The 25,980-nt window shown below is 65.3% G+C and carries 29 protein-coding genes, 1 tRNA gene and 1 pseudogene; 21 read left to right on the top strand and 10 right to left on the bottom strand.

What is annotated here, in order from left to right:
* Positions 1–4: 4 nt before the first annotated feature.
* Positions 5–412: a hypothetical protein gene (locus tag VGT77_RS12655; RefSeq protein WP_327463102.1), complete on the bottom strand. Its 408-nt coding sequence runs from the start codon at positions 410–412 to the stop codon at positions 5–7.
* Between the two features lie 206 nt (positions 413–618).
* Here VGT77_RS12655 and VGT77_RS12650 point away from each other — a divergent pair, with 206 nt between their 5' ends.
* The 5 genes and pseudogenes from VGT77_RS12650 (at position 619) to VGT77_RS12630 (ending at position 2,121) form a co-directional block, all read left to right on the top strand.
* Positions 619–825 (top strand): cold-shock protein, encoded by a 207-nt coding sequence (locus VGT77_RS12650; RefSeq protein ID WP_327463101.1) that lies wholly within the window; start codon positions 619–621, stop codon positions 823–825.
* 82 nt (positions 826–907) lie between these two features.
* Positions 908–1,129 (top strand): hypothetical protein, encoded by a 222-nt coding sequence (locus VGT77_RS12645; protein ID WP_327463099.1) that lies wholly within the window; start codon positions 908–910, stop codon positions 1,127–1,129.
* A gap of 5 nt (positions 1,130–1,134) precedes the next feature.
* Entirely contained in the window at positions 1,135–1,467 is a 333-nt protein-coding gene (locus VGT77_RS12640) for a DUF6481 family protein (protein WP_327463097.1), read from the top strand.
* Positions 1,468–1,544: 77 nt separating this feature from the next.
* Entirely contained in the window at positions 1,545–1,754 is a 210-nt protein-coding gene (locus VGT77_RS12635) for a hypothetical protein (RefSeq protein WP_327463096.1), read from the top strand.
* 65 nt (positions 1,755–1,819) lie between these two features.
* A pseudogene (locus VGT77_RS12630) lies at positions 1,820–2,121 on the top strand (GIY-YIG nuclease family protein).
* Positions 2,122–2,431: 310 nt separating this feature from the next.
* Here the strand turns inward: VGT77_RS12630 and VGT77_RS12625 are convergent.
* A complete protein-coding gene (locus VGT77_RS12625) occupies positions 2,432–4,708 on the bottom strand; it encodes an ATP-dependent helicase (protein WP_327463095.1) in 2,277 nt (758 codons plus the stop codon).
* An 86-nt stretch (positions 4,709–4,794) separates the two neighbouring features.
* On the opposite strand from VGT77_RS12625, the gene VGT77_RS12620 reads away from it, so the two are divergent.
* Positions 4,795–5,763, top strand: coding sequence for a hypothetical protein (locus tag VGT77_RS12620; protein ID WP_327463093.1), 969 nt, complete (start codon positions 4,795–4,797; stop codon positions 5,761–5,763).
* Here the strand turns inward: VGT77_RS12620 and VGT77_RS12615 are convergent.
* The 3 genes from VGT77_RS12615 to VGT77_RS12605 all read right to left on the bottom strand — a co-directional run bounded on the left by VGT77_RS12615 (position 5,760) and on the right by VGT77_RS12605 (position 8,316).
* Positions 5,760–6,704: a DMT family transporter gene (locus tag VGT77_RS12615; RefSeq protein ID WP_327463092.1), complete on the bottom strand. Its 945-nt coding sequence runs from the start codon at positions 6,702–6,704 to the stop codon at positions 5,760–5,762. The two genes, VGT77_RS12620 and VGT77_RS12615, sit on opposite strands and share 4 nt — an antisense overlap.
* 194 nt (positions 6,705–6,898) lie before the next feature.
* A complete protein-coding gene (rsmD, locus tag VGT77_RS12610) occupies positions 6,899–7,420 on the bottom strand; it encodes a 16S rRNA (guanine(966)-N(2))-methyltransferase RsmD (RefSeq protein ID WP_327463091.1) in 522 nt (173 codons plus the stop codon).
* Entirely contained in the window at positions 7,417–8,316 is a 900-nt protein-coding gene (locus VGT77_RS12605) for a pseudouridine synthase (protein WP_327463089.1), read from the bottom strand. Before VGT77_RS12605 ends, rsmD begins: the two co-directional genes overlap by 4 nt.
* A 123-nt stretch (positions 8,317–8,439) precedes the next feature.
* Between VGT77_RS12605 and VGT77_RS12600 the strand changes: the two genes are divergently transcribed.
* Entirely contained in the window at positions 8,440–8,880 is a 441-nt protein-coding gene (locus VGT77_RS12600) for a response regulator (protein ID WP_327463087.1), read from the top strand.
* A 75-nt stretch (positions 8,881–8,955) separates the two neighbouring features.
* Here the strand turns inward: VGT77_RS12600 and VGT77_RS12595 are convergent, their stop codons facing one another.
* Positions 8,956–10,083 (bottom strand): aromatic ring-hydroxylating dioxygenase subunit alpha, encoded by a 1,128-nt coding sequence (locus VGT77_RS12595; RefSeq protein WP_327463085.1) that lies wholly within the window; start codon positions 10,081–10,083, stop codon positions 8,956–8,958.
* Between the two features lie 82 nt (positions 10,084–10,165).
* Between VGT77_RS12595 and VGT77_RS12590 the strand changes: the two genes are divergently transcribed.
* Entirely contained in the window at positions 10,166–10,969 is an 804-nt protein-coding gene (locus VGT77_RS12590) for a phosphate/phosphite/phosphonate ABC transporter substrate-binding protein (protein ID WP_327463083.1), read from the top strand.
* Here the strand turns inward: VGT77_RS12590 and VGT77_RS12585 are convergent.
* The gene (locus VGT77_RS12585; RefSeq protein ID WP_327463081.1) at positions 10,966–11,796 is read right to left on the bottom strand and encodes an SIR2 family NAD-dependent protein deacylase; all 831 of its coding nucleotides are present in this window, start codon (positions 11,794–11,796) and stop codon (positions 10,966–10,968) included. The genes VGT77_RS12590 and VGT77_RS12585 overlap by 4 nt on opposite strands.
* 107 nt (positions 11,797–11,903) lie before the next feature.
* Between VGT77_RS12585 and VGT77_RS12580 the strand changes: the two genes are divergently transcribed.
* Together VGT77_RS12580 and VGT77_RS12575 are read left to right on the top strand one after the other, a co-directional pair.
* Complete coding sequence (locus tag VGT77_RS12580) at positions 11,904–12,320, top strand: DUF805 domain-containing protein (protein WP_327463079.1); 417 nt, start codon at positions 11,904–11,906, stop codon at positions 12,318–12,320.
* A gap of 49 nt (positions 12,321–12,369) precedes the next feature.
* Positions 12,370–12,454, top strand: a tRNA-Leu gene (locus tag VGT77_RS12575).
* A gap of 96 nt (positions 12,455–12,550) precedes the next feature.
* Here VGT77_RS12575 and VGT77_RS12570 read toward each other — a convergent pair.
* The gene (locus VGT77_RS12570; protein ID WP_327463077.1) at positions 12,551–14,317 is read right to left on the bottom strand and encodes a cation:proton antiporter; all 1,767 of its coding nucleotides are present in this window, start codon (positions 14,315–14,317) and stop codon (positions 12,551–12,553) included.
* 50 nt (positions 14,318–14,367) lie between these two features.
* Between VGT77_RS12570 and VGT77_RS12565 the strand changes: the two genes are divergently transcribed.
* A complete protein-coding gene (locus tag VGT77_RS12565) occupies positions 14,368–15,606 on the top strand; it encodes an FAD-dependent oxidoreductase (protein ID WP_327463075.1) in 1,239 nt (412 codons plus the stop codon).
* Here the strand turns inward: VGT77_RS12565 and VGT77_RS12560 are convergent.
* Positions 15,603–16,823: an NADP-dependent isocitrate dehydrogenase gene (locus VGT77_RS12560; RefSeq protein WP_327463073.1), complete on the bottom strand. Its 1,221-nt coding sequence runs from the start codon at positions 16,821–16,823 to the stop codon at positions 15,603–15,605. The genes VGT77_RS12565 and VGT77_RS12560 overlap by 4 nt on opposite strands.
* A gap of 110 nt (positions 16,824–16,933) precedes the next feature.
* Between VGT77_RS12560 and VGT77_RS12555 the strand changes: the two genes are divergently transcribed.
* Both VGT77_RS12555 and VGT77_RS12550 read left to right on the top strand, forming a co-directional pair.
* Positions 16,934–17,668 (top strand): phosphatidylserine decarboxylase, encoded by a 735-nt coding sequence (locus tag VGT77_RS12555; RefSeq protein ID WP_327463071.1) that lies wholly within the window; start codon positions 16,934–16,936, stop codon positions 17,666–17,668.
* Complete coding sequence (locus VGT77_RS12550) at positions 17,665–18,471, top strand: phosphatidylcholine/phosphatidylserine synthase (RefSeq protein WP_327463069.1); 807 nt, start codon at positions 17,665–17,667, stop codon at positions 18,469–18,471. The genes VGT77_RS12555 and VGT77_RS12550 overlap by 4 nt, the downstream gene beginning before the upstream one ends.
* Here VGT77_RS12550 and VGT77_RS12545 read toward each other — a convergent pair.
* A complete protein-coding gene (locus VGT77_RS12545) occupies positions 18,404–18,628 on the bottom strand; it encodes a hypothetical protein (protein ID WP_327463067.1) in 225 nt (74 codons plus the stop codon). The two genes, VGT77_RS12550 and VGT77_RS12545, sit on opposite strands and share 68 nt — an antisense overlap.
* 209 nt (positions 18,629–18,837) lie before the next feature.
* Between VGT77_RS12545 and rpsB the strand changes: the two genes are divergently transcribed.
* From rpsB to rseP, 8 genes are all read left to right on the top strand, one after another.
* Positions 18,838–19,611, top strand: a complete 774-nt coding sequence (gene rpsB, locus VGT77_RS12540) for a 30S ribosomal protein S2 (protein ID WP_327463065.1) — start codon at positions 18,838–18,840, stop codon at positions 19,609–19,611.
* A gap of 119 nt (positions 19,612–19,730) precedes the next feature.
* Positions 19,731–20,678, top strand: a complete 948-nt coding sequence (gene tsf / locus VGT77_RS12535; RefSeq protein WP_327463063.1) for a translation elongation factor Ts — start codon at positions 19,731–19,733, stop codon at positions 20,676–20,678.
* Positions 20,679–20,814: 136 nt separating this feature from the next.
* Positions 20,815–21,537 (top strand): UMP kinase, encoded by a 723-nt coding sequence (gene pyrH, locus VGT77_RS12530; RefSeq protein WP_327463061.1) that lies wholly within the window; start codon positions 20,815–20,817, stop codon positions 21,535–21,537.
* Position 21,538: 1 nt separating this feature from the next.
* A complete protein-coding gene (frr, locus tag VGT77_RS12525) occupies positions 21,539–22,096 on the top strand; it encodes a ribosome recycling factor (RefSeq protein WP_327463059.1) in 558 nt (185 codons plus the stop codon).
* A gap of 20 nt (positions 22,097–22,116) precedes the next feature.
* Positions 22,117–22,866, top strand: coding sequence for an isoprenyl transferase (locus VGT77_RS12520; protein ID WP_327463147.1), 750 nt, complete (start codon positions 22,117–22,119; stop codon positions 22,864–22,866).
* Positions 22,863–23,645, top strand: coding sequence for a phosphatidate cytidylyltransferase (locus VGT77_RS12515; RefSeq protein WP_327463057.1), 783 nt, complete (start codon positions 22,863–22,865; stop codon positions 23,643–23,645). Before VGT77_RS12520 ends, VGT77_RS12515 begins: the two co-directional genes overlap by 4 nt.
* The gene (locus VGT77_RS12510) at positions 23,642–24,802 is read left to right on the top strand and encodes a 1-deoxy-D-xylulose-5-phosphate reductoisomerase (protein ID WP_327463055.1); all 1,161 of its coding nucleotides are present in this window, start codon (positions 23,642–23,644) and stop codon (positions 24,800–24,802) included. The genes VGT77_RS12515 and VGT77_RS12510 overlap by 4 nt, the downstream gene beginning before the upstream one ends.
* Positions 24,799–25,932, top strand: coding sequence for an RIP metalloprotease RseP (gene rseP / locus VGT77_RS12505; protein WP_327463053.1), 1,134 nt, complete (start codon positions 24,799–24,801; stop codon positions 25,930–25,932). Before VGT77_RS12510 ends, rseP begins: the two co-directional genes overlap by 4 nt.
* The last annotated feature ends 48 nt before the right edge of the window (positions 25,933–25,980 follow it).

The raw sequence follows: 25,980 nt of genomic DNA, 5'->3' as shown, positions 1-25,980 counted from the left end.
GGGCTCACCACCCCTCGAACCCGCCGCCGGCATATTTCGGATGCTTGGCGCGGAGCACGGCGATGAGGAGCTTGTCGTTGTAGACGGTGCGCTCGCCGATCTGCCTGCCCTTGTAGAAGACCGGCCGCCGTTCGCCGTGAAGAGCCCGGTCGATCGCCTCTCTTTCTGCTCGAAAGCGGCCGAGCCCGACCGCTTCGTCCCAGGCGCGGGCGAAATCCTCAGCGCCGGGACGCTTGCGCAGAGCATAGGCCGATTTGGCCGACATGCCGACGGCGCGAGCACAAATAGCGACGAGGCCGATCTGCGCCAGCAGTTCGATAAAGCGCTGCTGTCGTTCGGCAGACCAGCCGTCGCGGCGGCTGCGGACGCGGGGAACCGGCGTGAAGGCGAGGGGGTCGGCTGAGTCTTGCATCGGCCAGTTTATGACTCGGCGCGCGCAAATAGGACAGCGAAAGCAGCGGCGCTTCCATTTCCGGCCATTCTGCCCTATATAGGTCGTGCTGACGTCGCATTGACGGATTTCGGGCCGCTCTGGCTCTCCCTTGATCCCTTTCTAGCCTCACGAAGCCGGGACGTGCCGCTTTGGCGCGTGCCCGCACCAGGGATAAGGATATCCTCATGATTACCGGTACCGTAAAATTCTTCAATGCCGACAAGGGCTATGGCTTCATCGCGCCGGAAAATGGCGGCGGCGACGCCTTCGTCCACATCTCGGCCGTCGAGCGCGCCGGCATGCGCATGCTCGATAAGGACCAGCGCGTTTCCTACGAGCTGGAGACCGACAATCGCGGCAAGACCTCGGCCGTCAACCTCCAGGCCGCGTAAGCTGCCGAACCGCTGTGGGCGTCGCGAAAGCGGCGCCCGCTTCGTTTTTGCGTTCCATGCGTTTCAGGCAGCCGGAGAAGACATGTCCAGAGCGATCAACATCAACGCGCCCCAGGCGCACATTCTCGCCGCCTGCGCCAAGCGCAAGCTGGCGATCAGCACCATCGAAACGCTGCGCAGCGGCGGCACCCGGGTGGTGATGAACAATGCGGCCGATGCGGCGCTGATTTCGGGCCTCTATGGGCGCAAGGTCATTGCCGGCGAAGTGCGCCGCACCCCCCTGCGGCTGGCAGCCGGAGCATAGGGGCAATGGCTGGGTTCAAGGATCCGAGCTTCCAGGAACGCACTGCCGCTGCCGCCAAGGCCAAGGCCAAGGCACTCGAAGCGCTCCGCGCCAGGCCCGCGGCCGATGAAGCGACGGTCGCCGAACGTGCCGCGCGCCGCAAAGCGAAGGAAGCGGCCGAAGCCGAAAAGCGGGCTGCCAAGCAGGCTGCGCGGGAAGCCGAACAGGCGGCCCGGGAGGTCGCGGCGCAGGCCAAGGCCGAGGCCAAGCTTGCTGCGGCCCAGGTCGCGGTAGTCAGCGAAGCGGACAAGAAGGCGGCGCGAGACGCGCGTTACGCCGCGCGCAAGGCTCGCAAATAGACGCCGCGCGCAAGGCTCGCAAATAGCCATTTTCCCCAGGCGCGCGGATGTCGCCCGCCCGACCAGGAGTGACTGACATGTCGAGGATCCCGTTGCGCCCCTTCCTGATCGCCAAGGACGAGAATGGCCATGTCCGCCTGACCGTGCGCGAGACCCGCTACAACTCGCAGAACTACCCGCTGGTCACCTCGACCCTGCAGGAAGAGACGTTCAAGACCGCCGCCGCCGCCCGCGCCCACGCGACCAAGCACTTCGGGGCGGAGCCTGGGCAGTTCGCAGCGAAGTAGCCTCCGAATGCTCTTCCCGTCACCCCGGGCTTGACCCGGGGTCCGGCTTCTTCTGTTCTCCCATGATGAAAGGAGAGGGACAAGGCGGCTGGGTCTACATCATGGCCGACCGCTATCGCGGCGCGATGTACGTCGGCGTCACGGCGCACCTCGCAGCGCGAGTGCACCATCATTGCACCGGCGACGGCTCCGACTTTTGCGCCCGCTACGGCCTACCCGCCTGATTTGGGCGGAGCGCGGTGACACGATCGACAGCTGCATCGCCCACGAAAAGCGGGTCAAACGCTGGCGGCGCGGATACAAGTTCGCCCTCTTCGAGCGCGACAATCCCGAGTGGAGGAACCTTTCCGCACTCCTTGTTGCCTGAGCAGGAAGAAGCGGGACCCCGGCTCAAGGCCGGAGTGACGAGGTTCTGGCAGTCCGATGATGTTCCTCGTCGGGCTTGTGCTGATCTGTTTCCCGATCCCCCTGATCCCGCTCGGCGTCTAGCTGCTATTGGTCTGGAGTATCGAACTTGTCGCCGTGATACTGTGGCTGCGGACGCAGGCAGTGGCCGCTGAAGGGCATAACCATCCCTCTCATAGTGGGAGATGTGGTGGTGGCCGCGAGAACCAAGCAGTGGCCAGCGGCGCGTCAAGAGGAGACTTGAAGGTAGGCTACGGGTCTTTAGCGGACCTTCACCCCGCCGTCACGAAGCTGTCCATCACCCGCTTCCTGCCCGCCTGCTCGAAATCGATCTCCAGCTTGTTGCCTTCGATCTCGGCGATGACGCCATAGCCGAATTTCTGGTGGAAGACGCGTTGGCCGAGCGACAGGTCGCTGCGGCCCTTGTTGCCGAGGCTGACGGCACTGGCGCGGGCTTCGACGACGCGGGCCGGGGCGGTGGTGAATTGGCCGGCGCTCGCGGCGCGTTGCCAGCCGGGGCCGCGCGTGGCGCCGCGGGCGACGTTGGCGAAGGGGTCCGCGCGTTCGGACCAGTTGGCGCGCCACAGGCTTTCGCCGCCGGTCATGCTGGTCTCTTCCTCGACGTGCGGCGCGGGCAGTTCGGCGACGAAACGCGAGGGAATCGAGCTGGTCCATTGGCCGTAGATGCGTCGGTTCGCAGCGTGCAGGATGAAGCACTTACGCCGCGCTCTTGTGATCGCGACATAAGCGAGGCGGCGTTCCTCTTCCAGCGATGCATTGCCGCCTTCGTCCAATGCGCGCTGCGACGGGAACAGGCCTTCTTCCCAGCCGGCCAGGAAGACGGTGTCGAACTCCAGCCCCTTGGCGGCGTGGATGGTCATGATCGTCACCTGCGCCTCGCCCGCGCGCTCGTCATTGTCCATGACGAGGCTGACATGTTCGAGGAAGGCGCCGAGCGTCTCATACTCCTCCATCGCGCGGACGAGCTCGGTCAGGTTCTCGAGCCGGCCGGCGGCCTCGGCGGAGCGATCAGCCTGCCACATGGCGGTGTAGCCGCTCTCATCGAGGATCTGGCGGGCGAGCTCGGCATGGGGGAGTTGCGCCGACATGTCGCGCCAGCGGGCGATGTCGCCGATCAGATTACCGAGCGCGCGTCGGGCCTGGGGCGTGATCTCGTCGGTGTCGAGGATGCGCGCAGCGGCGAGGGTGAGCGGCACGCCCTGGGCGCGGGCGAGGCTGTGCACCTTGGCGAGTGCCTTGTCGCCGAGGCCGCGCTTGGGGGTGTTGACGATGCGTTCGAAGGCGAGGTCGTCGCTCGGCTGGTGCACGACGCGGAGATAGGCGAGCGCGTCGCGGATTTCCTGCCGCTCGTAGAAGCGGAAGCCGCCAATGATGCGATAGGGGATGCCGATCGCGATGAAGCGGTCTTCGAACTCCCGGGTCTGGTGTTGGGCGCGGACGAGGATCGCGATGTCGTCCAGGCTGCCGCGCCCGCGCTGGTGATCCTCGATCAGTTCGCCGACGCGGCGTGCTTCCTCCGGGCCGTCCCAGACGCCAAGCACGCGCACCTTTTCGCCCTCGCCATGTTCGGTCCAGAGCGTCTTGCCAAGCCGGCCGCTATTGGCTGCGATCAGGCCGGAGGCGGCGCCGAGAATGTGCGGCGTCGAGCGGTAATTTTGTTCGAGCCGAATGATAACCGCGCCGGGGAAGTCCTTCTCGAAGCGTAGGATATTCGCAACCTCGGCGCCGCGCCAGGAGTAGATGGACTGGTCGTCGTCACCGACGCAGCAGATATTCTTGCGCGCTTGGGCGAGGAGGCGCAGCCAAAGATATTGGGACGCGTTGGTGTCCTGATACTCGTCGACCAATATGTATTTGAACCGCTGCTGATAGCTTTCCAGCACGTCGCGGTGCGTCTTCAGGATGACTAGCATGTGGAGCAGCAGGTCGCCGAAGTCGCAGGCGTTCACGGCCTTCAGCCGCGACTGATATTGCGCGTAGAGCTCGGCTCCGCGGCCATTGGCGAAGAGCTCGGACTCGCCCGCATCGATGTCGGAAGGCGTCCAGCCGCGGTTCTTCCATTTGTCGATGAGGCCGGCGAGGCTGCGCGCCGGCCAGCGCTTTTCGTCGAGATCGGAGGCGGCGATCAGTTGCTTCAAGAGCCGCAGCTGGTCGTCCGTGTCGAGAATGGTGAAGTTGGCCTGGAGCCCGACCAGCTCGGCATGGCGGCGCAGCATCTTGGCCGCGATTGAATGGAAGGTGCCGAGCCAGGGCATGCCCTCGACCGCGTCGCCGACCATGCGCCCGATCCGATCCCGCATCTCCCGCGCGGCCTTGTTGGTAAAGGTGACGGCGAGGATCTCGGACGGCCAGGCCCGGCGGGTGTAAATAAGGTGGGCGAGCCGCGCGGTCAGCGCCGCCGTCTTGCCGGTGCCGGCGCCGGCCAGAACCAGCACAGGGCCCTCGGCGGTCAGCACCGCCTCGCGCTGGGGCGGGTTGAGGCCGCGGAGGTAGGGGGGCTCGGGCGCGTTCGGGGCAAGCTGACTCACCGGGGAACAGCTAGGGAACGGAGGCGCGGGTTGCAATCTCCGAGCATAAGCTGAAGGTATGGGTTGCGATGGGTTTGGGGGCAGCGATGGTCGATTTCGCGGTGGTCGAAGGCGACATATTGGAGCGAACCTGCGATCTTCTGCTGCTCAAGCATGCAGCCCAAAGCTATGGCGTGGACCGCAAGGTCGCGCAGCGAACGGGCGCCGATCTCTCGGTCGAAGCTGGCAACCACCTCCTTGTTCCCGGAACGGGCATCGCAGCCCGCCAGATCATGGTTCTAGGTGTCGGCTCGTTGATCGATTTCCGGTACGGGCAGATCAGGCGTTTCGCTGCCAAGGAGCTAGGGCGGGCTGCAACATTCGACATCCCGCTCCGAACACTCTGCTCGCCCGTGCATGGTCCCGGCTACGGCCTGGACGAGAAAGAGTCATTCCTGTCACTCATCGCCGGATTCATGGATGCCATCGCCGACGGCCATGCGCCCCATCAGCTTAAGCGTATCGAGATCGTCGAGCGCAATCCGGTACGCAGGGACCGTTTCGCGGCCTGGCTGCACGAGTTTTTGCCGCAGCGGAGCATGCCCCCGCAGCAATCCGAATCGGAGCCTCAGCGGTCTCCGCCGCAGCTGCGCTCTTTCGGAGACGAAAGCGAAGCCAAGGCCAAAATGTTTGTCGCGATGCCCTTTGCCGACGATTACAGCGACGTGTACGAGGTCGCGATCCAGGATGCGTCTTTGAAGACTGGAATCGTGTGCGAACGGCTGCTTGAGCACGCCTATTTGGGCGATATCGTCCAAGAGATTAAGACGCGTATCGCCGGATCGCACGGCCTAATCGGCGTGCTGGACGGACTCAACCCCAATGTCTTTCTGGAGGTTGGTTTCGCCTGGGGCCTGGGCAAGCCGACGCTGCTGATCGTCAAGGAAGGACAGCCGCTGCCCTTCAACGTGCAGGGCCAGAAGTGCCTCACTTACAAGAACATCGGCAATCTCCGATCGCAGCTGATCGGCTATCTGGAGCAGCTCAAGGCCACTGGAACCTTCGGCAAGGCTTAAGCCGCGGCTGCCTTGTTCACACGCAGCAGCCGCCCATCGATCGCCGCGAGTCCCAGGGCGATCAGGGCCATGCCGGCATAGTGGCGAGGTTCGAGGCTTTCGTCGAGCACGAGGGCGCCCAGAACGATCGCGGTCACCGGGATCAGGAAGGTAACGAGCAGGGCGTTTGTGGCGCCCGCGGTCTCCAGCAGGCGGAAATAGAGCCAATAGGCGAAGCTGGTGCAGATCAGCGCGAAGCCGATCACCGCCCACCAGGTCACAACGCTCGGCGCGGGCATCGTCCAGGGCTGTTCGAGCGCGAGGCTGAAGGGGAGGAGCAGCAGGCTGGCGCCGATGAGTTGGCCGGTGGCGACAGTCAGCGGCGGAATGCCGAGTGGGCGGAAGCGGCGGGCATAGACGGCGGCGACCGCATAGCTGAGCGTCGCGCCCAGGCACATCAGGATGGCGAGGGCTTCGCCGTCGAGCTTCGCACCGGTGCCGATCATCACCGCCACGCCTGCGAAACCGAGCAGCACGCCAGCGATTCTGGCCGGGGTCGCCCGTTCGTCGCGGGTGTAGAGGTGCGCGACCAGCACGCCCCAGAGCGGAGTCGTGGCGTTGAGGATCGAGGCGAGGCCGCTTTCGATGCGCAGCTGGGCAAAGGCGTAGAGCACGAAGGGCAGGGGGTTGTTGAGCGCGCCCAGAATCAGGAACATGCCCCAGATGCGCACGGAGCCGGGCAGCCGTTCGCCGCGCAAGTGGAGGAAGGCAAGGAGGGGCAGCGCGCCGAGTGCGACGCGCAGCAGCATGATGGTGATCGGCGGGAGTTCCTTGAGCGCCACGGCCAGGAAGAAGAAGGAGCCGCCCCAGAGCACCGAGAGCAGCAGCAATATGGCCCAGTCACGGCCGCTCATCGCCTGGTTCATGATGGGCCTGTGGCACGCGGCGAAAGCGGGAGCCATCCCGATCCTTGCGACCAAAGCATAAGGAGAGCTTCTGTTTGTGCATCACCGATCGACGGATCAACCGTCATTGCGAGCGTAGCGAAGCAATCCAGTCGTGCATCGAGGCCACTGGATTGCTTCGTCGCTCCGCTCCTCGCAATGACGGTACATTGGGGAGGTATACGCCGACCCATTGATGTCGACGGGTGAGCTCAGGTCCGCCTGAGCAGGGTGAGCTTGGCTTTGCCGTGGGTGCGGACCGCGTCCGTTTCGAAGCCGGACACGGCGACATCCTCGTTGAACGCGGTCTCCAGGCTGACCCAGGCGCCGGGCTCCAGCGTCAGGCGCGGGAGTACCTTCTGTCCGAGGCCGGAGCCATAGGGCGGGTCCATGAAGACGATATCGAAAGGACCACCGGCAAAGCCTTCCGCCGCCTGGGCGCGGATGTCGGTGCCGCTCGCGCCGAGTTTCTCGATATTGGCCTTCAAGGATGCGAGCGCCTGGCGGTCGCGCTCGACGAAGGTGCAGCTGCGGGCGCCGCGGGACAGCGCTTCTAGGCCGAGAGCGCCGGTGCCGGCGAAGAGGTCGGCGACGCGCAGGTCCTCGAAACTGCCGAGGCGCGATGTGAGCATCGAGAAGAGCGCCTCGCGGGTGCGGTCGGCGGTGGGCCGCGTGGCGTCGCCGGGCGGGGCGATGAGGGTGCGCCCGCGCCACTGGCCGGCGATGATCCTCATTTCTTCCGCCCCTCTCCCCTGAAGGGAGGGGGCGACTCGCGCCTCGGACGCGAGCGGGGTGAGGGGGTGCCTCCGTCAAGGTCGCGACTCCCCCTCATCCTCCCACTCGCTGCGCGAGTGGGCCCCTCCCTCTCCCTCGAGGGGAGAGGGGGTTTTCCGAGCGTCTTCCGGAACACCACCAGGTCGTGCTGGCGGACTTCGTCGACGGCGCCGGCGGGAAGGTCGGCGAGGGGGAAAGGACCATAGGCGGTGCGGATCAGGCGGGAGACGCGCAGGCCCAGATGTTCGAGCACGCGGCGGACTTCGCGGTTCTTGCCCTCGGCCAAGGTGAGCTCGATCCAGACATTGGCGCCGGTCCGCCGCTCAATATTCGCATCGATCGAGCCGTAGCGCACGCCTTCGATCTCGATGCCGTGGATCAGTTCTTCGAGTTGCGCCTGCGTCACATTGCCATAGGCGCGGGCGCGATAGGTGCGGGGAACGCCGGTCGAGGGGAGTTCGAGCTGACGCTTCAGCTCGCCATCCGTGGTGAGCAGCAGCAGGCCCTCGGTGGCGAGGTCGAGCCGGCCGACGGGCATCACCCGCGGCAGGCCGTCCGGTAGCCGGTCGTAAATGGTGGGGCGGCCTCTGGGATCGCGCTCGGTGGTGAGCAGGCCTGACGGCTTGTGATAGCGGAACAGGCGCGCGGGGGCGGGCGCCTTGACCGGCTGGCCGTCGACCGTGACGCCATGCAGCGACTCGAGCAGCGTCGCGGGCGTGTCGATCTTCGTGCCGTTGATCGCGACACGCCCTTCGCCGATCATCCGCTCGACCTCACGCCGCGACGCGATGCCGGCGCGGGCGAGCAGCTTGGCGATCCGTTGTGCTTGCCGCGACTTAGGCGGAGGTTCGGCCATGATGGCGGCTCCAAAATCTTTTCACGGGCGCGTTACGAAATCGTTGTTCATGCGTTGTGATCCCGGAACAAAGAACGAGCGCGGACAGGGCGCGCTCCATGACGGAGGAAATGCGGGGCGGCAATGCTGTTCGGACGAAAGGCGCACCGGATCAAACGGATCCTCATCGTCGAGGATGAGCCGCTGATTGCCTTTGACACCGAGCATTCGTTGACCGAGTTCGGTTATGAGGTGGTCGGCACCGTCGACAGCGTCGAGGCGGCGCTGGAGTTCGTTGCCAAGCAGAAGTTGGACCTTTTGCTGGTTGATTTGGGCCTGACCGATGGCGGCAATGGCGTCGAAGTCGCAGCGGAAGCACGGCGACACGGCATGCACGTGCTGTTCGTCACCGGACGCTGCCCCAAAGGTGCGGAATCCCTCGGCATCGGCTGCCTGGAGAAACCCTTCACGCAGCGTGACTTGAAGGCGGCGCTGGACGCGATCGAGACCTTGCTGAGCCGGGGTTCGGTCAAGAAGGTGCCGCCGGGGCTGACGATCTTCGCGGAGAATGCTTCGGCGGCTTAGCATGTTCCGGCTGTTCCCCGGCGCAGGCCGGGGTCCATCCCCGTGGCACTGTGGGCCCCGACCTTCGCCGGGGAACTAGAGGCGCATCTCCACCTGGTCGTGGAAGGCGCGGATGCCGGTTTCCAGCGTGCCGAGCGTCAGATGGTCGATCGCGCCGGTACTCAGGCCCTGTTGGCCGAGCGCGGCGGCGCGGAAGTCTTCGGCGCCGAACACGCCTTGGTCGAGCAGACGCCAACTGCGCTGCCAGTGGGAGAGCGCCTTCTCCGTCTGCGGCGGCTCGGGGATCAGCATGAAATCCTCGACCAGAGTGCGGTCGACCGACTGCGGCATCAGCACCATCAGGTTCACATAGTCCGGGCTGGCGATCAGAATCCCGCCGGGGAAGATCTGATAGGCATAGGTGACGGCCGAGCGCAGCGCCGCCCAGTCCTTGAGGTCCAGCCCGTCCAGCTCCGCGGCGCGACCGACCGCTGAGCGCTGGTGCGGGCCGACCTTGTCGCCGGCGGTCACGCCATCCTGGAACATCGGCCCGATCGTCTCGGCATGCAGTCGCTGGACGTGATAGCTTTCGGAAAAAGCGTCGACGATCAGCTTCCAATTCGCCTTCACGTCATGGGTGTTGCGAGCAAAGAGATGCTGGCCGGCCAAGTTCAGGGCGTCGAAATCCTGGGCGAGCGCCTTCACCTCGCCGAAATCGGTCCCCTCGTCGAAAGCGAACCAGATCAGCCCGCCGGCTTCGAGCGTCGGCAGTTCTTTTAATCCATGAGCGCTCTTGTCCAGGCCCGGAAATGTGTCGGGCCGGGGCAGGCCGGTGAGCCGGCCGTTTAGGGCATAGGACCAGGCGTGATAGGGGCAGATCAGCCGCGGCGCGCACACCGGATCGCCGCCCTCGATCAGCCGAGTGCCGCGATGCCGGCAGACGTTCAGGAAGACATGCGCCACACCCGCCTTGTCGCGCGTGACCAGCAGCGGCTGGCCATAGCCATCGTGCGGCACGGCCATGTTCGGCTCGGGCAGCAGCGCGGACGGCGCAATGACGTTGGGCAACCGCTGGAACAAGGCGCTCCACTCACGGGCGTGCCGGGCCGGATCGGTATAGGCGGTGGCGGGCACGGTGGTGATCGCGTCGCCACGGGCGCGGGCGCCCTCGACGAGCGTATCGGCAAGGGCCAGCTGGCCCGGCGTGGGCGTGAGCGCGTTCATGGCGGCGAGTGTGCGCCGACTTGGAGTTGGGCTCAAGACCCGAGCGCTTGCCATCGGCCAAGGGTTGCGGAAGAGCATGGCCATGCTTGCTCTTGCCCTGGCTGCGGCAGCGGCGGCTCCGGCCGAACCGGTCCGCCTCGCGACCTATGCCTATCCCCGCTACGATCGCACCAAGGCGCTGGAGCCGCTCCGCGCCTTGCTTGCAGCCCGGATGAAGCGGCCGGTGACGGTTCAGCTTTACCCGACGCCCGATGCGCTCCGGGACGCAGTGAAGGGGGGCGCGGTCGACGTCGCGATGACCAATCTCGCCAGCTATCTCGGCATGGCAGATGCGCCCAGCCTGACCGCTATAGCCGTAGTCGATGTGCCGGCCGGCACGTTGGCCCGCTATCGCGGCGTGCTGCTGGCGCGGGCAATTTCCGGAGTGACCGCCGCCTCGCTCCGCCAGCGGATCGGGACGCTGCGCTATGCCGAAGTGCTGCCGGGGTCCACTTCGGGTGCGCTGGTCCAGTCGGGCTATCTGCGCTCGCTTGGCCTTGCGCCGGAGCAGTTCGGCACCCGTTTGCAGGCGGGAACCCACGATGGCGCGCTCGCTGCTTTGGCAGACGGTCGGGCCGATGTCGCGGCGCTCGCCGACGAGCCATGGCGGAACGCGCCCTCCGACGTGAGGTCAAAGATCGTCGAGATATGGCGTTCGGAGCCGCTGCCGCCCGGTCCCTTGATCTGCATCAGCCGGGTCAGCTTCGACTGTGCAGCCGTGCAGCGAATCGTGCTGAGCGCCGCTGCGGCGCCCGCAGCGGCGGAGTTGGCGCGCGGCTGGTCCGAGACCGAGGGCGCGCGGCGCTTCAGGAAAGTTGAACCAGTGGACTATCGCGGCTTCCGCTAATCGACCGGGTCCACATCGGCCGCCAGCTGATCCAGAAACTTGATCAATGATTTCTGCGGATCCCGCTCCCCGTTGCTGAGGACGGTAATTCCCCATTGTCCGAGCACGGCATCGCGCACTGGGTCAGGCCGGGCGGCGAAGACGAAAGAAGGCGGGCGATCCTTCATTCGCCCGGAATCGACCCAGGTGCGCCAAAGCTTGTGGAGCAGCAGACGGATGTTCAGGTCCGACATCGAATAGCCGATGAACAGAATGGTGCGGCCGAGCGCATCGGCGCGAAACTTCACGTCCAGGGGCGAGTCGAAGTTCAGCCGGTCGAAATAGTCGGTCTCGGCAAGGATGAGGGAGTTGTCCTCCTCAAAATCTCCATGGAATTTGACGATCTGCGTGCAGCCATCCTCGGCGCGGGTGAGGTCGCGGGCGTTCACGATCTTGGTGAAGTCGCGCCCGGCGTGCGCGTAGGCGACTTCCAGATTATTGTCGTAATTGGTCGTGTAGAGGATCGGGAAATCAAGCTTCACGATCAGCTGGTGAATGCGAGACCTGGCGACCTTCGCCTCCGACACGCTCCAGGTGCGGTCCATCCAGCTCCTGAGCGCGCCGATGCTCCCTTTTTCCAGCCGGTAATATTCGGCGAGCGTCTGGTAATCGGCATCGGTGACGCCATCGGCTAGGTCGAGCTCACGCCGCATGTGCTCGATCAGCTGCGACCAGGAGGGAAGGCCGACCGCCATCGACAGCCCGGCGCCTGCGAACAGGATGCAGCGGCGCGCGCGCACTGCCTCCACCAGCTCGCCATAGCCATGGCCTGCCCGGACTTCCACCATGCCCGTCAAACACGAGCGGCTGCCGCACGTTCCGCGTTGTGAATATCGCCCCGCCTGATAGGCTCGCTGAACGGCCGCAGGGAAACGGCCGAAGAAGGAGGGGCAAGATGCTGGATTGGGCTTTGCTGCCGTTGAAGCGCTATGCGGATTTCAGCGGGCGTTCGCGCCGGAAGGAGTTCTGGCTCTTCACGCTGCTGGTGACGATCGTGATGATCGTGCTGGCAATCGTCACGGGCGCCGGAGCGGTGTTCATGGACCCGGCCTCGGCCGCGAGCGGCGCCGGCTTCGGCATGGGCGTCATCCTCATCCTGCTTCTGTCGCTTGCCTTATTCATCCCGGGCCTCGCAGTGCAGGTCCGGCGCTTCCACGACCAGGACAAGTCGGGCTGGTTCGTGCTGCTGAACTTCATCCCATATCTGGGCGGGCTGATCGTCTTGGTCTTCATGTGCCTTGAAGGCACTCGTGGACCGAACCGCTTCGGACCGGACCCGAAGGAAGGCGACGCTCCCCTCGCGGCTGAATAGGCCAGTTGCGAGGCTGCCTGCGCTCGGCTAGGGGCGTGCGGCCTTCGCTGCGGGCGTGGTGAAATTGGTAGACGCGCCGGACTCAAAATCCGGTTCCGAAAGGAGTGTCGGTTCGATCCCGACCGCCCGCACCACCTTTATCCTTCCCGTCATTGCGAGCGGAGCGAAGCAATCCAGCCGCGGCATGTGGATTGCTTCATCGCTGACGCTCCTCGCAATGACGACAGAGGTCAGAGAGACTTAGCCTCGTTCAGGTCCTGCAGCCTGGTGCGGGCGAGGCGCGGCTCGCGGTCGAGGGCGCCAGCCTGCTTGATCTCCTTGCGAAGCTCGTCGCGCTTTCCGTGGATCGAGGCGATGACGGGGCCCATGGCGACGCCTAGATCGACCAGCACCGCTTCGGAGAGCTGCAGCGAGCTTTCCAATGTTTCCGGCACTGCGTCGGTGACGCCGGCGCGGTAGAGCTCGGCGGCGTGATCGGTGTCGCGAGCGCGGGCGACGATCGTCAGGTCAGGCACCCAGCCGCGCACCCGGCGCGTCAGCCGGACGCTTAAGACCGGGTCATCCATCGTCAGAACCAGCGCCTCGGCATGGCCGAGCCGGAGCCGGTCGATGAAGTCGGGCCGCGAAGCGTCGCCGAAGAGGACGTTATAGCCGTCCTTGCGGGCGGCGGCGACGGCGTCGATGTCGCTTTCGACGGCCGTGAAAGGCTTGTTGTGCGCGCGGAGCAGGTCGGCGACCATGCGTCCGACACGGCCAAAGCCGATGATCACCGTGCCTATATTCGCCTGCTCTGGCGGCTCGTCGGCGCCATGCTCCAGCCGGCGCGCCAGGTCCTTGGCGACGCGGGCGAGAAGAGGGGTCAGCGTCAGGCCGATCGCCGTCACCGTCTGCCAGAAGGCGGCGGTGCCGGCGCTGATCAGGCCGGCGGCCGACGCTGCGCCGAGCACGATCAGCGTGGTTTCGGACGGCGAGGCCATCAGGATGCCGGTCTGCAGCGCCGCACCCCTGGTCGTCTTGATCACGCGCAGCAGCAGGAAGGTGACGAGCGTCTTGACCAGCATGACGCCCACCACGGCCATCACCAGCGACTGCCAATTGGCGGCGATACTGCCCAGGTCGAGGCTCATCCCCACGGTGATCAGGAACACGCCCAGCGCCAGGCCGCGGAAGGGCGCGGTGATCGATTCGACTTCGCCGCGATAGTCGGTCTCGGCGATGCTCAGGCCGGCGATCAGCGCGCCGACGATCGGCGAGAGGCCGGCGGCGCTGGTCGCGAGGCTCGCGACGATGACGGCGAGCAGGCTCGCAGCCAGGAACAGCTCCGGGTTTTTGGCGCGGGCGGCCTGGGCGAAGAGGCGCGGCAGCAGGAAGCGGCCCGCGATTAGGAGTGCGACGATGACCGCGAAGCCGAGCGCCACGGTGGAGCCGAGACTGGCGAGCGTCGCCGAACCTCCGAGCGCGCCGAGGATGAAGATGATGGGTACGAGCGCCACATCCTCGAACAGCAGCATCGCAAAGGCCGGCCTCCCGACCGGGCCGTGAATGCCAGTCATCGGCAGCACGAGCGCGGTCGAAGAAAGGGCGAGGGCGAGGCCCAAGCCGAAAGCGCCCGTCCATGGCTGGCCGAGCGCCAGCAGCGCGGCGCCGATCAGCGCGCCAGACAGCGCCAGCTCCGCCGCGCCCACGCCGAAGACGAGCGCGCGCATGTCCCACAAGCGCTTTAGGGACAATTCCAGGCCGATTGCGAACAGCAGCAGCACGATGCCGAGTTCGGCGAAGGGCTCGATCGCGTCCGGATCCGAGATGGTCAAGTAATAGAGCCAGGGCGCCTGGGGAACGAGCTGGCCTAGGCCGAATGGTCCGACCAGCGCGCCGACCAGGATGAAGCCGATCACGGGGTTGACGCGCACACGCGCAAATGCGGGAATGACGATCCCGGCCGCGCCAAGGATCACAAGCGCGTCGGAAAAGCCGGTCGAGTTCAGCGTAAAGGCCACAACGTCTCTTAAGCAGCGGACGCCCTGCTTGTCAGCCGAAAGGACGTGAAATGTCCGAGCACGAACTGGTTATCGTCGGCGGCGGCCCTGCGGGCATGATGGCGGGCCTGCTGTTCGCGCGCGCCGGCGTGAAGACGCTGGTGCTGGAGAAACATGCAGACTTCCTGCGCGATTTCCGTGGCGACACGGTGCATCCGTCGACGATGGAGATACTGCGCGAGCTCGGGTCGCTCGACCGGTTTCTCCGGCGGCCGCACAACCGGGTCGACGGCGCCGTTCTGCGCTTGTTCGGAACGGAAGTGAAAGTGGGCGACCTGCGTCACTTGCCGGTCGCGGCGCCGTTCATCGCGATGATGCCGCAATGGGATTTCCTCGACTTCGTGTTCGACGAGGCGAGCGCCTATGCGACTTTTTCGCTGCGCCGGGAGGCGGAGGTGACCGACTATGTCGAGCGGGACGGTCGCGTCACCGGAGTCGTGCTGGCGACGGGCGAGGAGATCACCGCGACCGCGCTGGTAGTTGCGGCGGACGGCCGCCGCTCCGGCGTGCGGTCGATGCTGCCCCTTCGCGATCTCGGCGCCTCGATCGACGTGTTCTGGTTCCGCGCCCCGCGCACAGGCGCAACTGCAAGCGGGCTGCGCGGGATCGTCGAGGCGGGGCGGCTGCTGGTTTGCATCGACCGTGGCGACTATTGGCAATGCGCCTTCGTCGTGCCGAAAGGCGGCGCGGAACGGCTGCGGGCCCGCGGCATCGACGCCGTCCGCGCCGACATCGAAGCTATGGCGCCGGAAGTTGGATCACTTTCGGAGGCGCTCGGCGATTTCGATCAGCTGAAACTGCTGAACGTTGCGCTGGACCGGCTGGAACGGTGGCACCGGCCTGGGCTGCTGGCAATCGGCGACGCCGCGCACGCCATGTCGCCGATCGGCGGCATGGCGTGCGCGGCGTCGCCGATCGGCAGCGTCGGCATCAACCTCGCGGTGCAGGACGCGGTCGCGGCGGCGAACATCCTTGCCGGGCCGCTAGCGGACGGCCGCGCCGTCGACCCGCTGCTCGAGCGAGTCCAGCGGCGGCGGCTGTTTCCGACGCGCGTGATCCAGAGCGCACAGAAGGCCGCGCAGGACCGGGTGATCGGCGGCCTGCTGACGCGCACCGAGGCGCTGCAGCGTCCGCCGGCCGTGCTGCGTCTGGTGAACCGCTTTCCGCTGCTGCAGCGTATTCCCGGCCGCGTGATCGGCCTCGGCATCCGGCGGGAACATGTGCGTTCACCGGACGCCTTTGCCGCTTAGGCCCAGCTGGCCATTTCTGTTTCGAGGTTCGAACGGATCGCTTCGAAGAACTGCTCGGTCGTCATCCAGGGCTGGTCGGGGCCGATCAGGATGGCGAGATCCTTGGTCATCTGCCCCTGTTCGACCGTCTTGATGCAGACGCGTTCCAGCGTTTCGGCGAAGCGGGTCACGTCGGGCGTGTTGTCGAAGCGGCCACGATACTTAAGGCCTCCGGTCCAGGCGAAGATCGAGGCGAGCGGGTTTGTCGAGGTTGCCTTGCCCTGCTGATGCTGGCGATAATGGCGCGTCACGGTGCCGTGCGCGGCCTCCGCCTCGACGGTCTTGCCGTCGGGCGAGAGCAGCACCGAGGTCATCAGGCCCAGCGAGCCGAAGCCTTGAGCGACCATGTCGGACTGCACGTCGCCATCATAATTCTTGCAGGCCCAGACGAACTTGCCGCTCCACTTCAATGCCGAGGCGACGAGATCGTCGATCAGGCGATGTTCGTAGACCGTACCAATCTTGTCGAACTGAGGCTTGAATTCATTCTCGAAAACTTCGGCAAAGATGTCCTTGAAGCGGCCGTCATAGGCCTTGAGAATGGTGTTTTTGGTCGAAAGATAGACCGGCCATTCGCGCAGCAAACCATAGTTGAAGGAGGCGCGGGCAAAATCGCGGATCGAGTCGTCGAGATTGTACATGCCCATGGCGACGCCCGAGGAGGGGAATTGGAAGACCTCCTCGTCGATCACGGTGCCGTCATCGCCTTCGAACACCATGCGCAGCTTGCCGGGGCCGGGCACACGGAAATCAGTCGCCTTATACTGGTCGCCGAACGCGTGGCGGCCGACCACGATCGGGTCGGTCCAGCCGGGCACCAGCCGAGGCACGTTTTTGATGACGATGGGTTCGCGGAAGACGACGCCGCCCAGGATGTTGCGGATGGTGCCGTTGGGCGACTTCCACATCTTCTTGAGCTTGAATTCCTCGACGCGCGCTTCGTCCGGGGTAATGGTCGCGCACTTCACGCCGACGCCATACTTCTTGATCGCGCGGGCGGACTCGACGGTGATCTTGTCCTCCGTCTCGTCGCGCTTTTCGATGCCGAGGTCGTAATATTCGAGGTCGATGTCGAGATAGGGGAGGATCAGCCGCTCGCGGATCCAGGCCCAGATGATCCGCGTCATCTCGTCGCCGTCGAGTTCGACAACGGGGGTCTTCACCTTGATCTTGGCCATTGCGCGCTCTTCCTGAAACTTGGGTTGCGCGGCTCTTACGGGTGGCAGGCGGAACGATCAACGGGGTGTCCGGCGTTGTGAAGCTGAACAGCCCAGCCTAAGCAGGTGCCATGCCATCACTCGAAAAGCCTCCGGTCGTCACCACCAATGTGAAGTGGCGCTGGCCTGCCGTGCACCCGGACGGCCGCAAATTCGTCCTGATCTCGGCGCTGCTCGCCTTCATCTTCACCTTCTTCGTCTGGGACGAAATCGGCTTCGCGCTGATCGGGCTGACCATCTGGGTGGCAGCCTTCTTCCGCGACCCGATTCGCAGCGTGCCGCAGGGCGAGGGGCTGGTGATCGCGCCGGCCGACGGGCTGATCACGCTGATCCAGACCGTGCCGCCGCCCCGCGAGCTCGCCGGGCCCGACGGGCTGGGCGAGGCGCCGATGATGCGCGTGTCGATCTTCATGAGCGTGTTCGACGTGCACATCAATCGAAGCCCGATCGCCGGCACGATCCGCAGCGTCGTTTATATTTCGGGCAAATTCCTGAACGCGGACCTGGATAAGGCGAGCGAGGATAATGAGCGGCAGCACTTCCTCGTCGAAGGTGCCGACGGCACGCGGATCGGCTTCACCCAGATTGCGGGCCTGGTCGCGCGCCGGATCGTGCCGTTCGTGAAGCCCGGCGACGTGGTCGGACGCGGGCAGCGCGTGGGCCTCATTCGATTTGGCAGCCGGGTCGACGTCTATCTGCCGGCGGGCACGGTACCGCGCGTCGCGCTCGGCCAGCGGACGATCGCCGGCGAGACGGTGATCGCGAGGATCGGCGAGACCGAAACCGTCATCGGCGTGCCGCAATGACAGCGGCAAACGAGCACCGGCGGGGCATTCCGCTGCGCGCGGTGGTGCCCAACGCAGTCACTGCCTTGGCGCTTTGCGTCGGATTGACCGGAGTGCGCTTCGCCATCGCTGGGCAGTGGGAAAACGCGATGTATGCGATCGTGGCGGCCGGTGTGCTGGACGCGATGGACGGACGCATAGCCCGCGCGCTCAAGGGGCAGAGCCGGTTCGGCGCCGAGCTCGATTCGCTCTCGGACGTGATCGCGTTCGGCGTGTCGCCGGCACTGATCATCCACCTCTGGGCGCTGCAGCAATGGCCGCGCATCGGCTGGATTTTTGCGCTGGCTTATGCCGTATGCATGGCGCTCCGCCTGGCCCGCTTCAATGCGCGGATCGACGTCGAGGATCAGCCGCACAAGTCGGCCGGATTCCTCACAGGCGTTCCGGCACCGGTGGGGGCAGGTCTGTTGTTCCTGCCGATCTTCTTGTGGCTGGCAAGCGATCGGCAATGGACCTGGCTCCAGGACTATCGATTGCTTGCGCCTTGGGCGGCGGCGATCGCCTTTCTGGCGATTTCGAATGTGGCGACATTCTCTTGGGGCTCGCTCAGGCTGCGCCGCAATGTAAGGCTGGAAGCGATCGTGGTGATTGCCTTGCTGGGGGCGGCTGTGTTCTCGGCTCCCTGGGAAACGCTGATCGTCATCAGCGTCGTTTATCTCGCGCTGATCCCGTTCAGTGTCCGCGCCTATTCCAAGGTCAAGCGGCGGCGGCGCGACGCTGCGGAACGGTCCGCTGCTCCGGACGGCCCCACGCCCGCTGCCTGACCCGTACCCGGGGCAAGGACGCCTGAGCCTGGGCGAGTTCGGAGCCGTTGAGGATCGCCACGACCCGGTCCCAATCGCGCCGGAGCATCGAAACGATCATCAGCACCGCGCCGATCGCTGCCAAGCTGAAGAAAATGGTTATGAAAACCTGCACCATGCAAACCTCCCTGAGGTCATGAACGTCAACCGTCCGTGACTCTGTTGGTTCCTATGTTCACGATATGTTCTATCTCTGTCAAGCTTGCTTTTGACTCGGCTCGTCGCTAAGGGCCGCCGCATTCCACATGGAAGGCGCTCATACCGGTGCTCCGCGCTTGCGAGGGGTCACTGCCTTCCAGAGGGTTAACCGGGTAAGGAGAACATCCTATGGCGGCTCCCACCGTCTCTTTGCAGGCGCTCATCGAAGCGGGCGCGCATTTCGGCCACCAGACGCATCGCTGGAACCCCAAGATGAAGCCGTACATCTACGGCGACCGGAACGGCGTGCATATTTTGGATCTGTCGCAGACCGTGCCGCTGTTCGCGCGCGCGCTCGACTTCATCAGCTCGTCGGTCGCCGCTGGCGGCAAGGTGCTGTTCGTCGGCACCAAGCGCCAGGCGCAGGAGCCGATCGCTGAAGCCGCGCGCCGCTCGGGCCAGCATTTCGTCAACCACCGCTGGCTGGGCGGGATGCTCACCAACTGGAAGACGATCTCGAACTCGATCAAGCGCTTCAAGGCGCTGGAAGAGCAGCTTTCGGGCGACACGCACGGTCTGACCAAGAAGGAAGTGCTGCAGCTGACCCGCGAGCGCGACAAGCTGGAGCTGTCGCTGGGCGGCATCCGCGACATGGGCGGCATCCCGGACGTGATGTTCGTGATCGACGCCAACAAGGAAGAGCTAGCGATCAAGGAAGCCAATACGCTCGGCATTCCGGTCGTCGCCATCCTCGATTCGAACGTGTCGCCGGACGGCATCGCCTTCCCGGTGCCTGGCAATGACGACGCGGCGCGCGCGATCCGCCTGTATTGCGATGCGGTCGCCACCGCGGCGACTCGCGGCGGCCAGCAGGGCCAGGCGCAGCGTGGCGTCGACATCGGCGCCATGGCGGAGCCGCCGGCCGAGGAAGCTTTGGCTTCCGAGGAAACCGCCACGGCCTGACATCTACATCGTTCGGGCTGAGCTTGTCGAAGCCCTCCCTTCTTCCACTCCATTGGGAAGGACAGGGAGGCCTTCGACAGGCTCAGGCCCAACCGAGACCTTATCAGAGGAGTGAACACATGGCGGAAATCACGGCCGCGATGGTGAAGGATCTGCGCGAGCGCTCCGGCGCCGGCATGATGGATTGCAAGAAGGCGCTGGCGGAGACCGGCGGCGACATCGAAGCAGCGATCGACTGGCTGCGCGCCAAGGGGCTCGCGTCGGCGGGCAAGAAGGCCGGCCGCACTGCCGCCGAGGGCCTGGTCGGCGTCGCCGTCCAAGGGACCAAGGGCGTAGTGGTCGAGGTCAACTCCGAGACCGACTTCGTCGCCAAGAACGAACAGTTCCAGGCGTTCGTGCGGGACGTGACCCAGCTGGCGCTCACCGCGGGCGACGACGTCCAAGCTTTGCTGAACGCACCGATGAACGGCAGCACCGTGCAGGAAGTGCTCACCTCCAACATCGCGACGATTGGCGAGAACCAGAATCTGCGCCGCGCGAAGAGCATCAGCGTCGGCCAGGGCGCCGTCGTTTCCTATGTCCACAACGCCGCGGCGCCAGGAATGGGCAAGATCGGCGTGCTCGTCGCGCTTGAAGGCGATGCGCCGGCCGACAAGCTGGAAGCGCTGGGCAAGCAGCTGGCGATGCACATCGCCGCCGCCAATCCGCTGGCGCTCAGCGGCGACGCGATCGATCCGGCGATCATCGAGCGCGAAGCGGCGATCGCCAAGGAGAAGGCGGCGGACAAGATTGCTGGCAAGCCGCCCGAAGTGGTCGAGAAGATCGTCAAAGGTCCGGTCGACAAGTTCCGCAAGGAAAATGCGCTGCTGACCCAGGCAGTAGTCTTCGACGGCAAGACGCCGGTGCAGGACTTCGTCGCGGCGGAAGCCAAGGGCGCTGGCGGCTCGGCGCGCATCGCGGACTTCGTTCGCTTCCAGCTCGGCGAAGGCATCGAGAAGCAGCAGAGCGACTTCGCCGCCGAGGTGGCTGCGACTGCCGGCGTGAAGAAGGCCGACCCTGTCGCTTGATGGTGTGTGCCCCGGCAAGGGCCGGGGCCCAGCAATGATATATGCCTGGGCCCCGGCCTCCGCCGGGGCGCACGCTGTGCTTGGCAGCGCCTATCGCGCTGACTAAGACACCTCACCTTTGCCCGAACGGACATGCATGACTCGCCCCCGCTTCAACCGCATTCTCCTGAAGTTGTCCGGCGAAGTGTTGATGGGCGAGGGTCATGCCATCGATCCCGCTGTGACGGCCCGGGTCGCGCGCGAGATCGCCGATGTGAAGGCGCAGGGGTACGAGATCTGCGTCGTCGTGGGCGGGGGCAACATCTTCCGTGGTCTTGCAGCGGCAGCCAAGGGCTTTGAGCGCGCGACCGCCGACTATATGGGTATGCTCGCGACCGTGATGAACGCGCTAGCAGTCCAGAATGCGCTAGAGCAGATCGGCGTCGACACGCGCGTCCAGTCCGCCATCCCGATGGCTTCGGTGTGCGAGCCGTTCATCCGCCGCCGTGCTGCCCGGCACCTGGAGAAGGGGCGGGTGGTGATTTTCGCCGCAGGCGTTGGCAGCCCGTTCTTCACGACCGACTCCGGCGCTGCGCTCCGCGCCGCCGAGATGAAGTGCGACGCGCTGTTCAAGGGCACCTCGGTCGATGGCGTGTACGATGCCGACCCGAAGAAAGTGGCCTCGGCGAAGCGTTTCGATACAATCAGTTATGATCGTGTCCTCGCGGACAATCTGAAGGTGATGGACGCTTCAGCCGTCGCCCTCTGCCGCGACAACAACATCCCGATCGTGGTCTTCAACATTCGCGAGCAGGGCAATCTGTCGAAGGTGCTCGCCGGCGAAGGCACCGCCACCATCGTCCAGACGCAAGGGGAGTAAGATGCCAGCCTATAGCAAGAGCGATATCGAGCGCCGCATGCATGGCGCGGTCGAGTCCCTGAAGCACGATCTGCAGGGCCTGCGCACTGGCCGCGCCTCGACGACGATGCTCGATCCGGTGAATGTCGAAGTCTATGGCGCGCACATGCCGCTCAATCAGGTCGCAACAGTCTCCGCGCCCGAACCACGGATGCTGTCGGTGCAGGTGTGGGACAAGTCGAATGTCGGGCCGGTGGACAAGGCGATCCGCTCGGCCGGGCTCGGCCTCAATCCGATCGTCGACGGGCAGACGTTGCGCCTGCCGATTCCCGATCTGACCGAGGAGCGCCGCAAGGAGCTTGCGAAGCTCGCCTCCCAATATGCTGAAAAGGCCCGGATTGCCGTTCGCAACGTGCGCCGCGACGGGAACGACGCGCTGAAGCAGGACGAGAAAAAGCATGAGATCAGCGAGGATGAGCGCAAGCGGCTGGAGACGGAGGTCCAGAAGCTGACAGACGCCACCATCGCCGAAATCGACGCGGCGACCGCGGCCAAAGAGAAAGAAATCCTCGGCAAGTGAGTGCAAAACCAAATCCGTTCATCTCGAGCGAAGTCGAGAGACGCTTCTCGACTGCGCTCGAAGCGAACGGAGCTTCGTTGCCCCGCCACGTGGCGATCATCATGGACGGCAATGGCCGCTGGGCGAAGAAGCGCCGGTTGCCTCGGGTGGCAGGGCACCGCAAGGGCGTCGAGGCCGCGCGGCAGGTCGTGCGCGCGGCAGGCGATCTGGGCCTGGAAGTGCTCACACTCTATGCCTTTTCGTCGGAGAATTGGCGACGGCCGGCGGAAGAGATCTCCGACTTGATGGGGCTGCTGCGGCGGTTCATCATCGACGATATCGACGAGCTTGCCGAGGCGGGCGTCCAGCTGCGGGTAATCGGCGATTATCAGGCATTTCAGGCCGATGTCGTGCGCCTGATCGACGACGCGATCGCCCGCACCGAAGGCAACAGCAAGACAACCCTAGTAATCGCGCTCAACTATGGCTCGCAAAATGAGCTCGCGCGCGGCGCGCGATTGCTGGCCGAGCAAGTTCAGCGGGGCGAGCTTTCTCCAGATGCGATCACGGCGGAGGCGCTCTCCCAGACGCTCTACACCGCCGATCTGCCGCCGGTGGACCTGCTGATCCGCACGTCGGGTGAGCGGCGCCTGTCCAACTTTCTGCTGTGGCAGACGGCCTATGCGGAGCTGTTGTTCGTGGACACGCTTTGGCCCGATTTTGGCAGGGAGGAGCTCGCCGCTGCACTGGCCGATTTCGGCCGGAGGGAGCGCCGTTTCGGCGGTCTATGAGTTCGAAGGGCAGCGGTTCCGATCTGGGTGTGCGGACCGTCAGCGGCGTCGCCATGGTCGTGCTGGCGGTAGCGGCCCTGTGGTTGGGCGGCATCGCTTTCTGGGTGCTGACCTCGACCGCGGCGATGCTGATGCTCGCCGAATGGGGCGACCTGGTCCAGACCGACCCCAAGCATAACCGCCTGGCGCTGTTCGCCGGCTGTGTGCCGCTCGCGATCATGTCGCCGCTTGCCGCGGGCCCGAACTTCTTCGCACTTGGCTTAACGGTCGGGGCCGCATTCTTTGTGACCATCATCACGCGCAAGCCGCGGTTGGGCTTCGGAATCGCCTATGTGGCTTTGCCGGCGCTCGCGCTGCTCTTCCTGCGCGGACAGGAAAATGGGTTGCTGCTGGCGCTCTGGGCGCTGGCGACGGTCTGGGCGACGGACATCGGCGCCTATGCGGCAGGACGGAGCATCGGCGGCCCGAAGCTTGCCCCCAGCGTCAGCCCGAACAAGACCTGGGCGGGCCTGATCGGAGGGGTCGCCGCCGCATTCGTGCTGGGCCTTTTGCTGTGGCAATATGCCGGACTTCGCCTGCAGCTCGCCTTCGCCAGTCCGATCCTGGGGGTGATCGCGCAGATCGGCGATCTATATGAAAGCTGGCTCAAGCGCCAGGCGGGCGTGAAGGATAGCGGCAAGCTGCTTCCCGGCCATGGCGGCGTGCTCGACCGACTGGATGGCTTGGTGCCGGTCGCGCCGGCCGCCGCCGGGCTGATCCTGCTGGACAAACTCCTGTGACGCGCAGCGTCTCGATCCTAGGCGCAACAGGTTCGATCGGCACCTCGACACTCGACCTGATCGAGCGCGAGCCGGACCGCTTCCACGTCGTCGCGCTGACCGCCAACGCCGAAGTGCGCAAGCTGGCGGCGATCGCGCGCCGCACCAACGCCGAATTCGCTGTGATCGCCGACGAGCGGCGGCTGCCGGAGCTGCGCGACGCACTGAGCGGAACGGGCACGCGCGTCGCCGGAGGGGAGAAGGCGCTTGTCGAGGCGGCAGGGTCTGGCGCCGACTGGACGATGGCGGCTATCGTGGGCTGCGCTGGGCTGGAGCCGGTGATGGCCGCGGTGGAGCAGGGCGGCACCGTCGTGCTTGCCAACAAAGAGCCACTGGTTTCCGCCGGCGAGCTGATCCCGCAGGCCGCCCAACGTTCGGGCGCCACGATCCTGCCCGCCGATTCCGAGCATAACGCCATCTTCCAGTGCTTCGACTTCGAGCGGCCGGAGCGGGTGCGCCGGATTGTTCTGACGGCGAGCGGCGGCCCTTTCCGCGACTACAGCCTGGCCGAGATGGCTGGCGTTACAGTCGAGCAGGCCGTCGCGCATCCGGTCTGGTCGATGGGCGCCAAGATCTCGATTGATTCAGCGACGCTGATGAATAAGGGGCTGGAGCTAATCGAGGCGGCGCGGCTGTTCCCGGTCGCGCCCAAGCGGATCGAGATCATCCTGCATCGCCAATCGGTGATCCATTCGCTGGTCGAATATGTCGATGGATCGATGCTCGCGCAGCTTGGCTCGCCCGATATGCGGACGCCGATCGCTCATACGCTGGCCTGGCCTGACCGGATGGAGACGCCTGTCGCGCCGCTCGACTTGGCCAGCATCGGACGGCTCGACTTCGCCGCGCCAGATCCCGAGCGCTTCCCGGCCTTGCGGCTGGCGCGCGAGGCCCTGGAGGCGGGCGGTGCGCGTCCGGCGGTTCTCAACGCCGCGAACGAGATGGCAGTCGCCGCATTTCTTAACCGACGCATCGCCTTCCTCCAAATCGCCGCAATTGTGGAAGAGACGATGCAGCGTTATGACCCGGCGGCGCCTGGGCGGATCGAAGACGTGATCGCGATCGATCGAGAGGCCCGCTCCCATGCCGCCGAGGCGATGAAGGTGTTCGTCGATTGAGCAATGCTCCCGGTCTGCTGCTGACCATTCTCGCTTTCCTGGCGGTGATCGGACCGCTCGTGTTCGTGCACGAGCTTGGCCATTATCTCGTCGGCCGCTGGTTCGGGGTGAAGGCAGAGGCCTTTTCGATCGGCTTCGGGCGCGAGATGTTCGGCTTTACCGACCGTCTGGGCACGCGCTGGAAGTTCGGCTGGCTGCCGCTGGGCGGCTATGTCCGCTTCGCCGGCGACATGAACCCCGCGAGCCAGCCCGATCCCAAATGGATGCTGCTGCCGGCCGAAGAGCGGAACCGCACCTTCCATGCCAAGCCGGTGTGGCAGCGCGCGCTGATCGTGGCGGCGGGACCCGTCACCAACTTCCTGCTCGCCATCCTAATTCTCGCGGTCTTTGCGATGGCTGTTGGTGTAAATCGCACACCAGCACAGGTCGGTGCTTTGCAGCCTGATAGCGTTGCTGCCAAAGCCGGCTTCCTCCCTGGAGATACGATCCTCTCGATCAACGGGCGGGACATGGACGACTTCCGTGACCTGGTAGATTTCGTAACTGCGCGTCCGGGCGAGACCCTGTCGGTTCGTGTCGACAGAAGAGGTGCCATCCGGACCATTAATGCAGTCACTGGGGTACGGTATCAGGTCGATCGATTTGGCAACAAATACCCGTTCGGCCAACTTGGGATCGCGCCGCCTCCGCAAATCATAGAACGTGTCGGGCCGCTTGAGGCGCCCGCCATTGCCCTGCGTCAGACCTTTGGATTTGTGCGGGGTATGGTGGACGGACTAGGTCAGATCGTCACTGGACGCCGCAGTGCCAAGGAACTCGGCGGTCCGCTGCGGATTGCTCAGATCTCTGGCGAAGTGGCAAACGTTGGACCGTCCGCCTTCGTAGGCTTCGTCGCGCTGATCTCGATTAATCTCGGATTCATCAACCTCTTGCCAGTCCCTATGCTGGATGGCGGGCATCTGCTTTTCTATGCGCTGGAGGCGGTGCGGCGGAAGCCGGTAGCGCCGCAGGTGCAGGAATGGGCCTTTCGGTCCGGGCTGTTGCTACTGCTGGGATTGATGCTGTTCGTGACGTTCAACGACCTGTCTGCATTCGGCCTGTGGCGCGGCCTTAGCGGGTTGATCGGCTAGGCCGGTTCGGGCAGGGCGCGAGCGACTTTTTTCTTTGCACAATCCGGC

Origin of the sequence: Sphingomonas sp. (assembly GCF_035944535.1) — a bacterium.
Taxonomy (GTDB): domain Bacteria; phylum Pseudomonadota; class Alphaproteobacteria; order Sphingomonadales; family Sphingomonadaceae; genus Sphingomonas_B.
The sequence above is the reverse complement of the archived record's forward strand: the minus strand, read 5'-3'. Positions and strand labels throughout refer to the sequence as shown.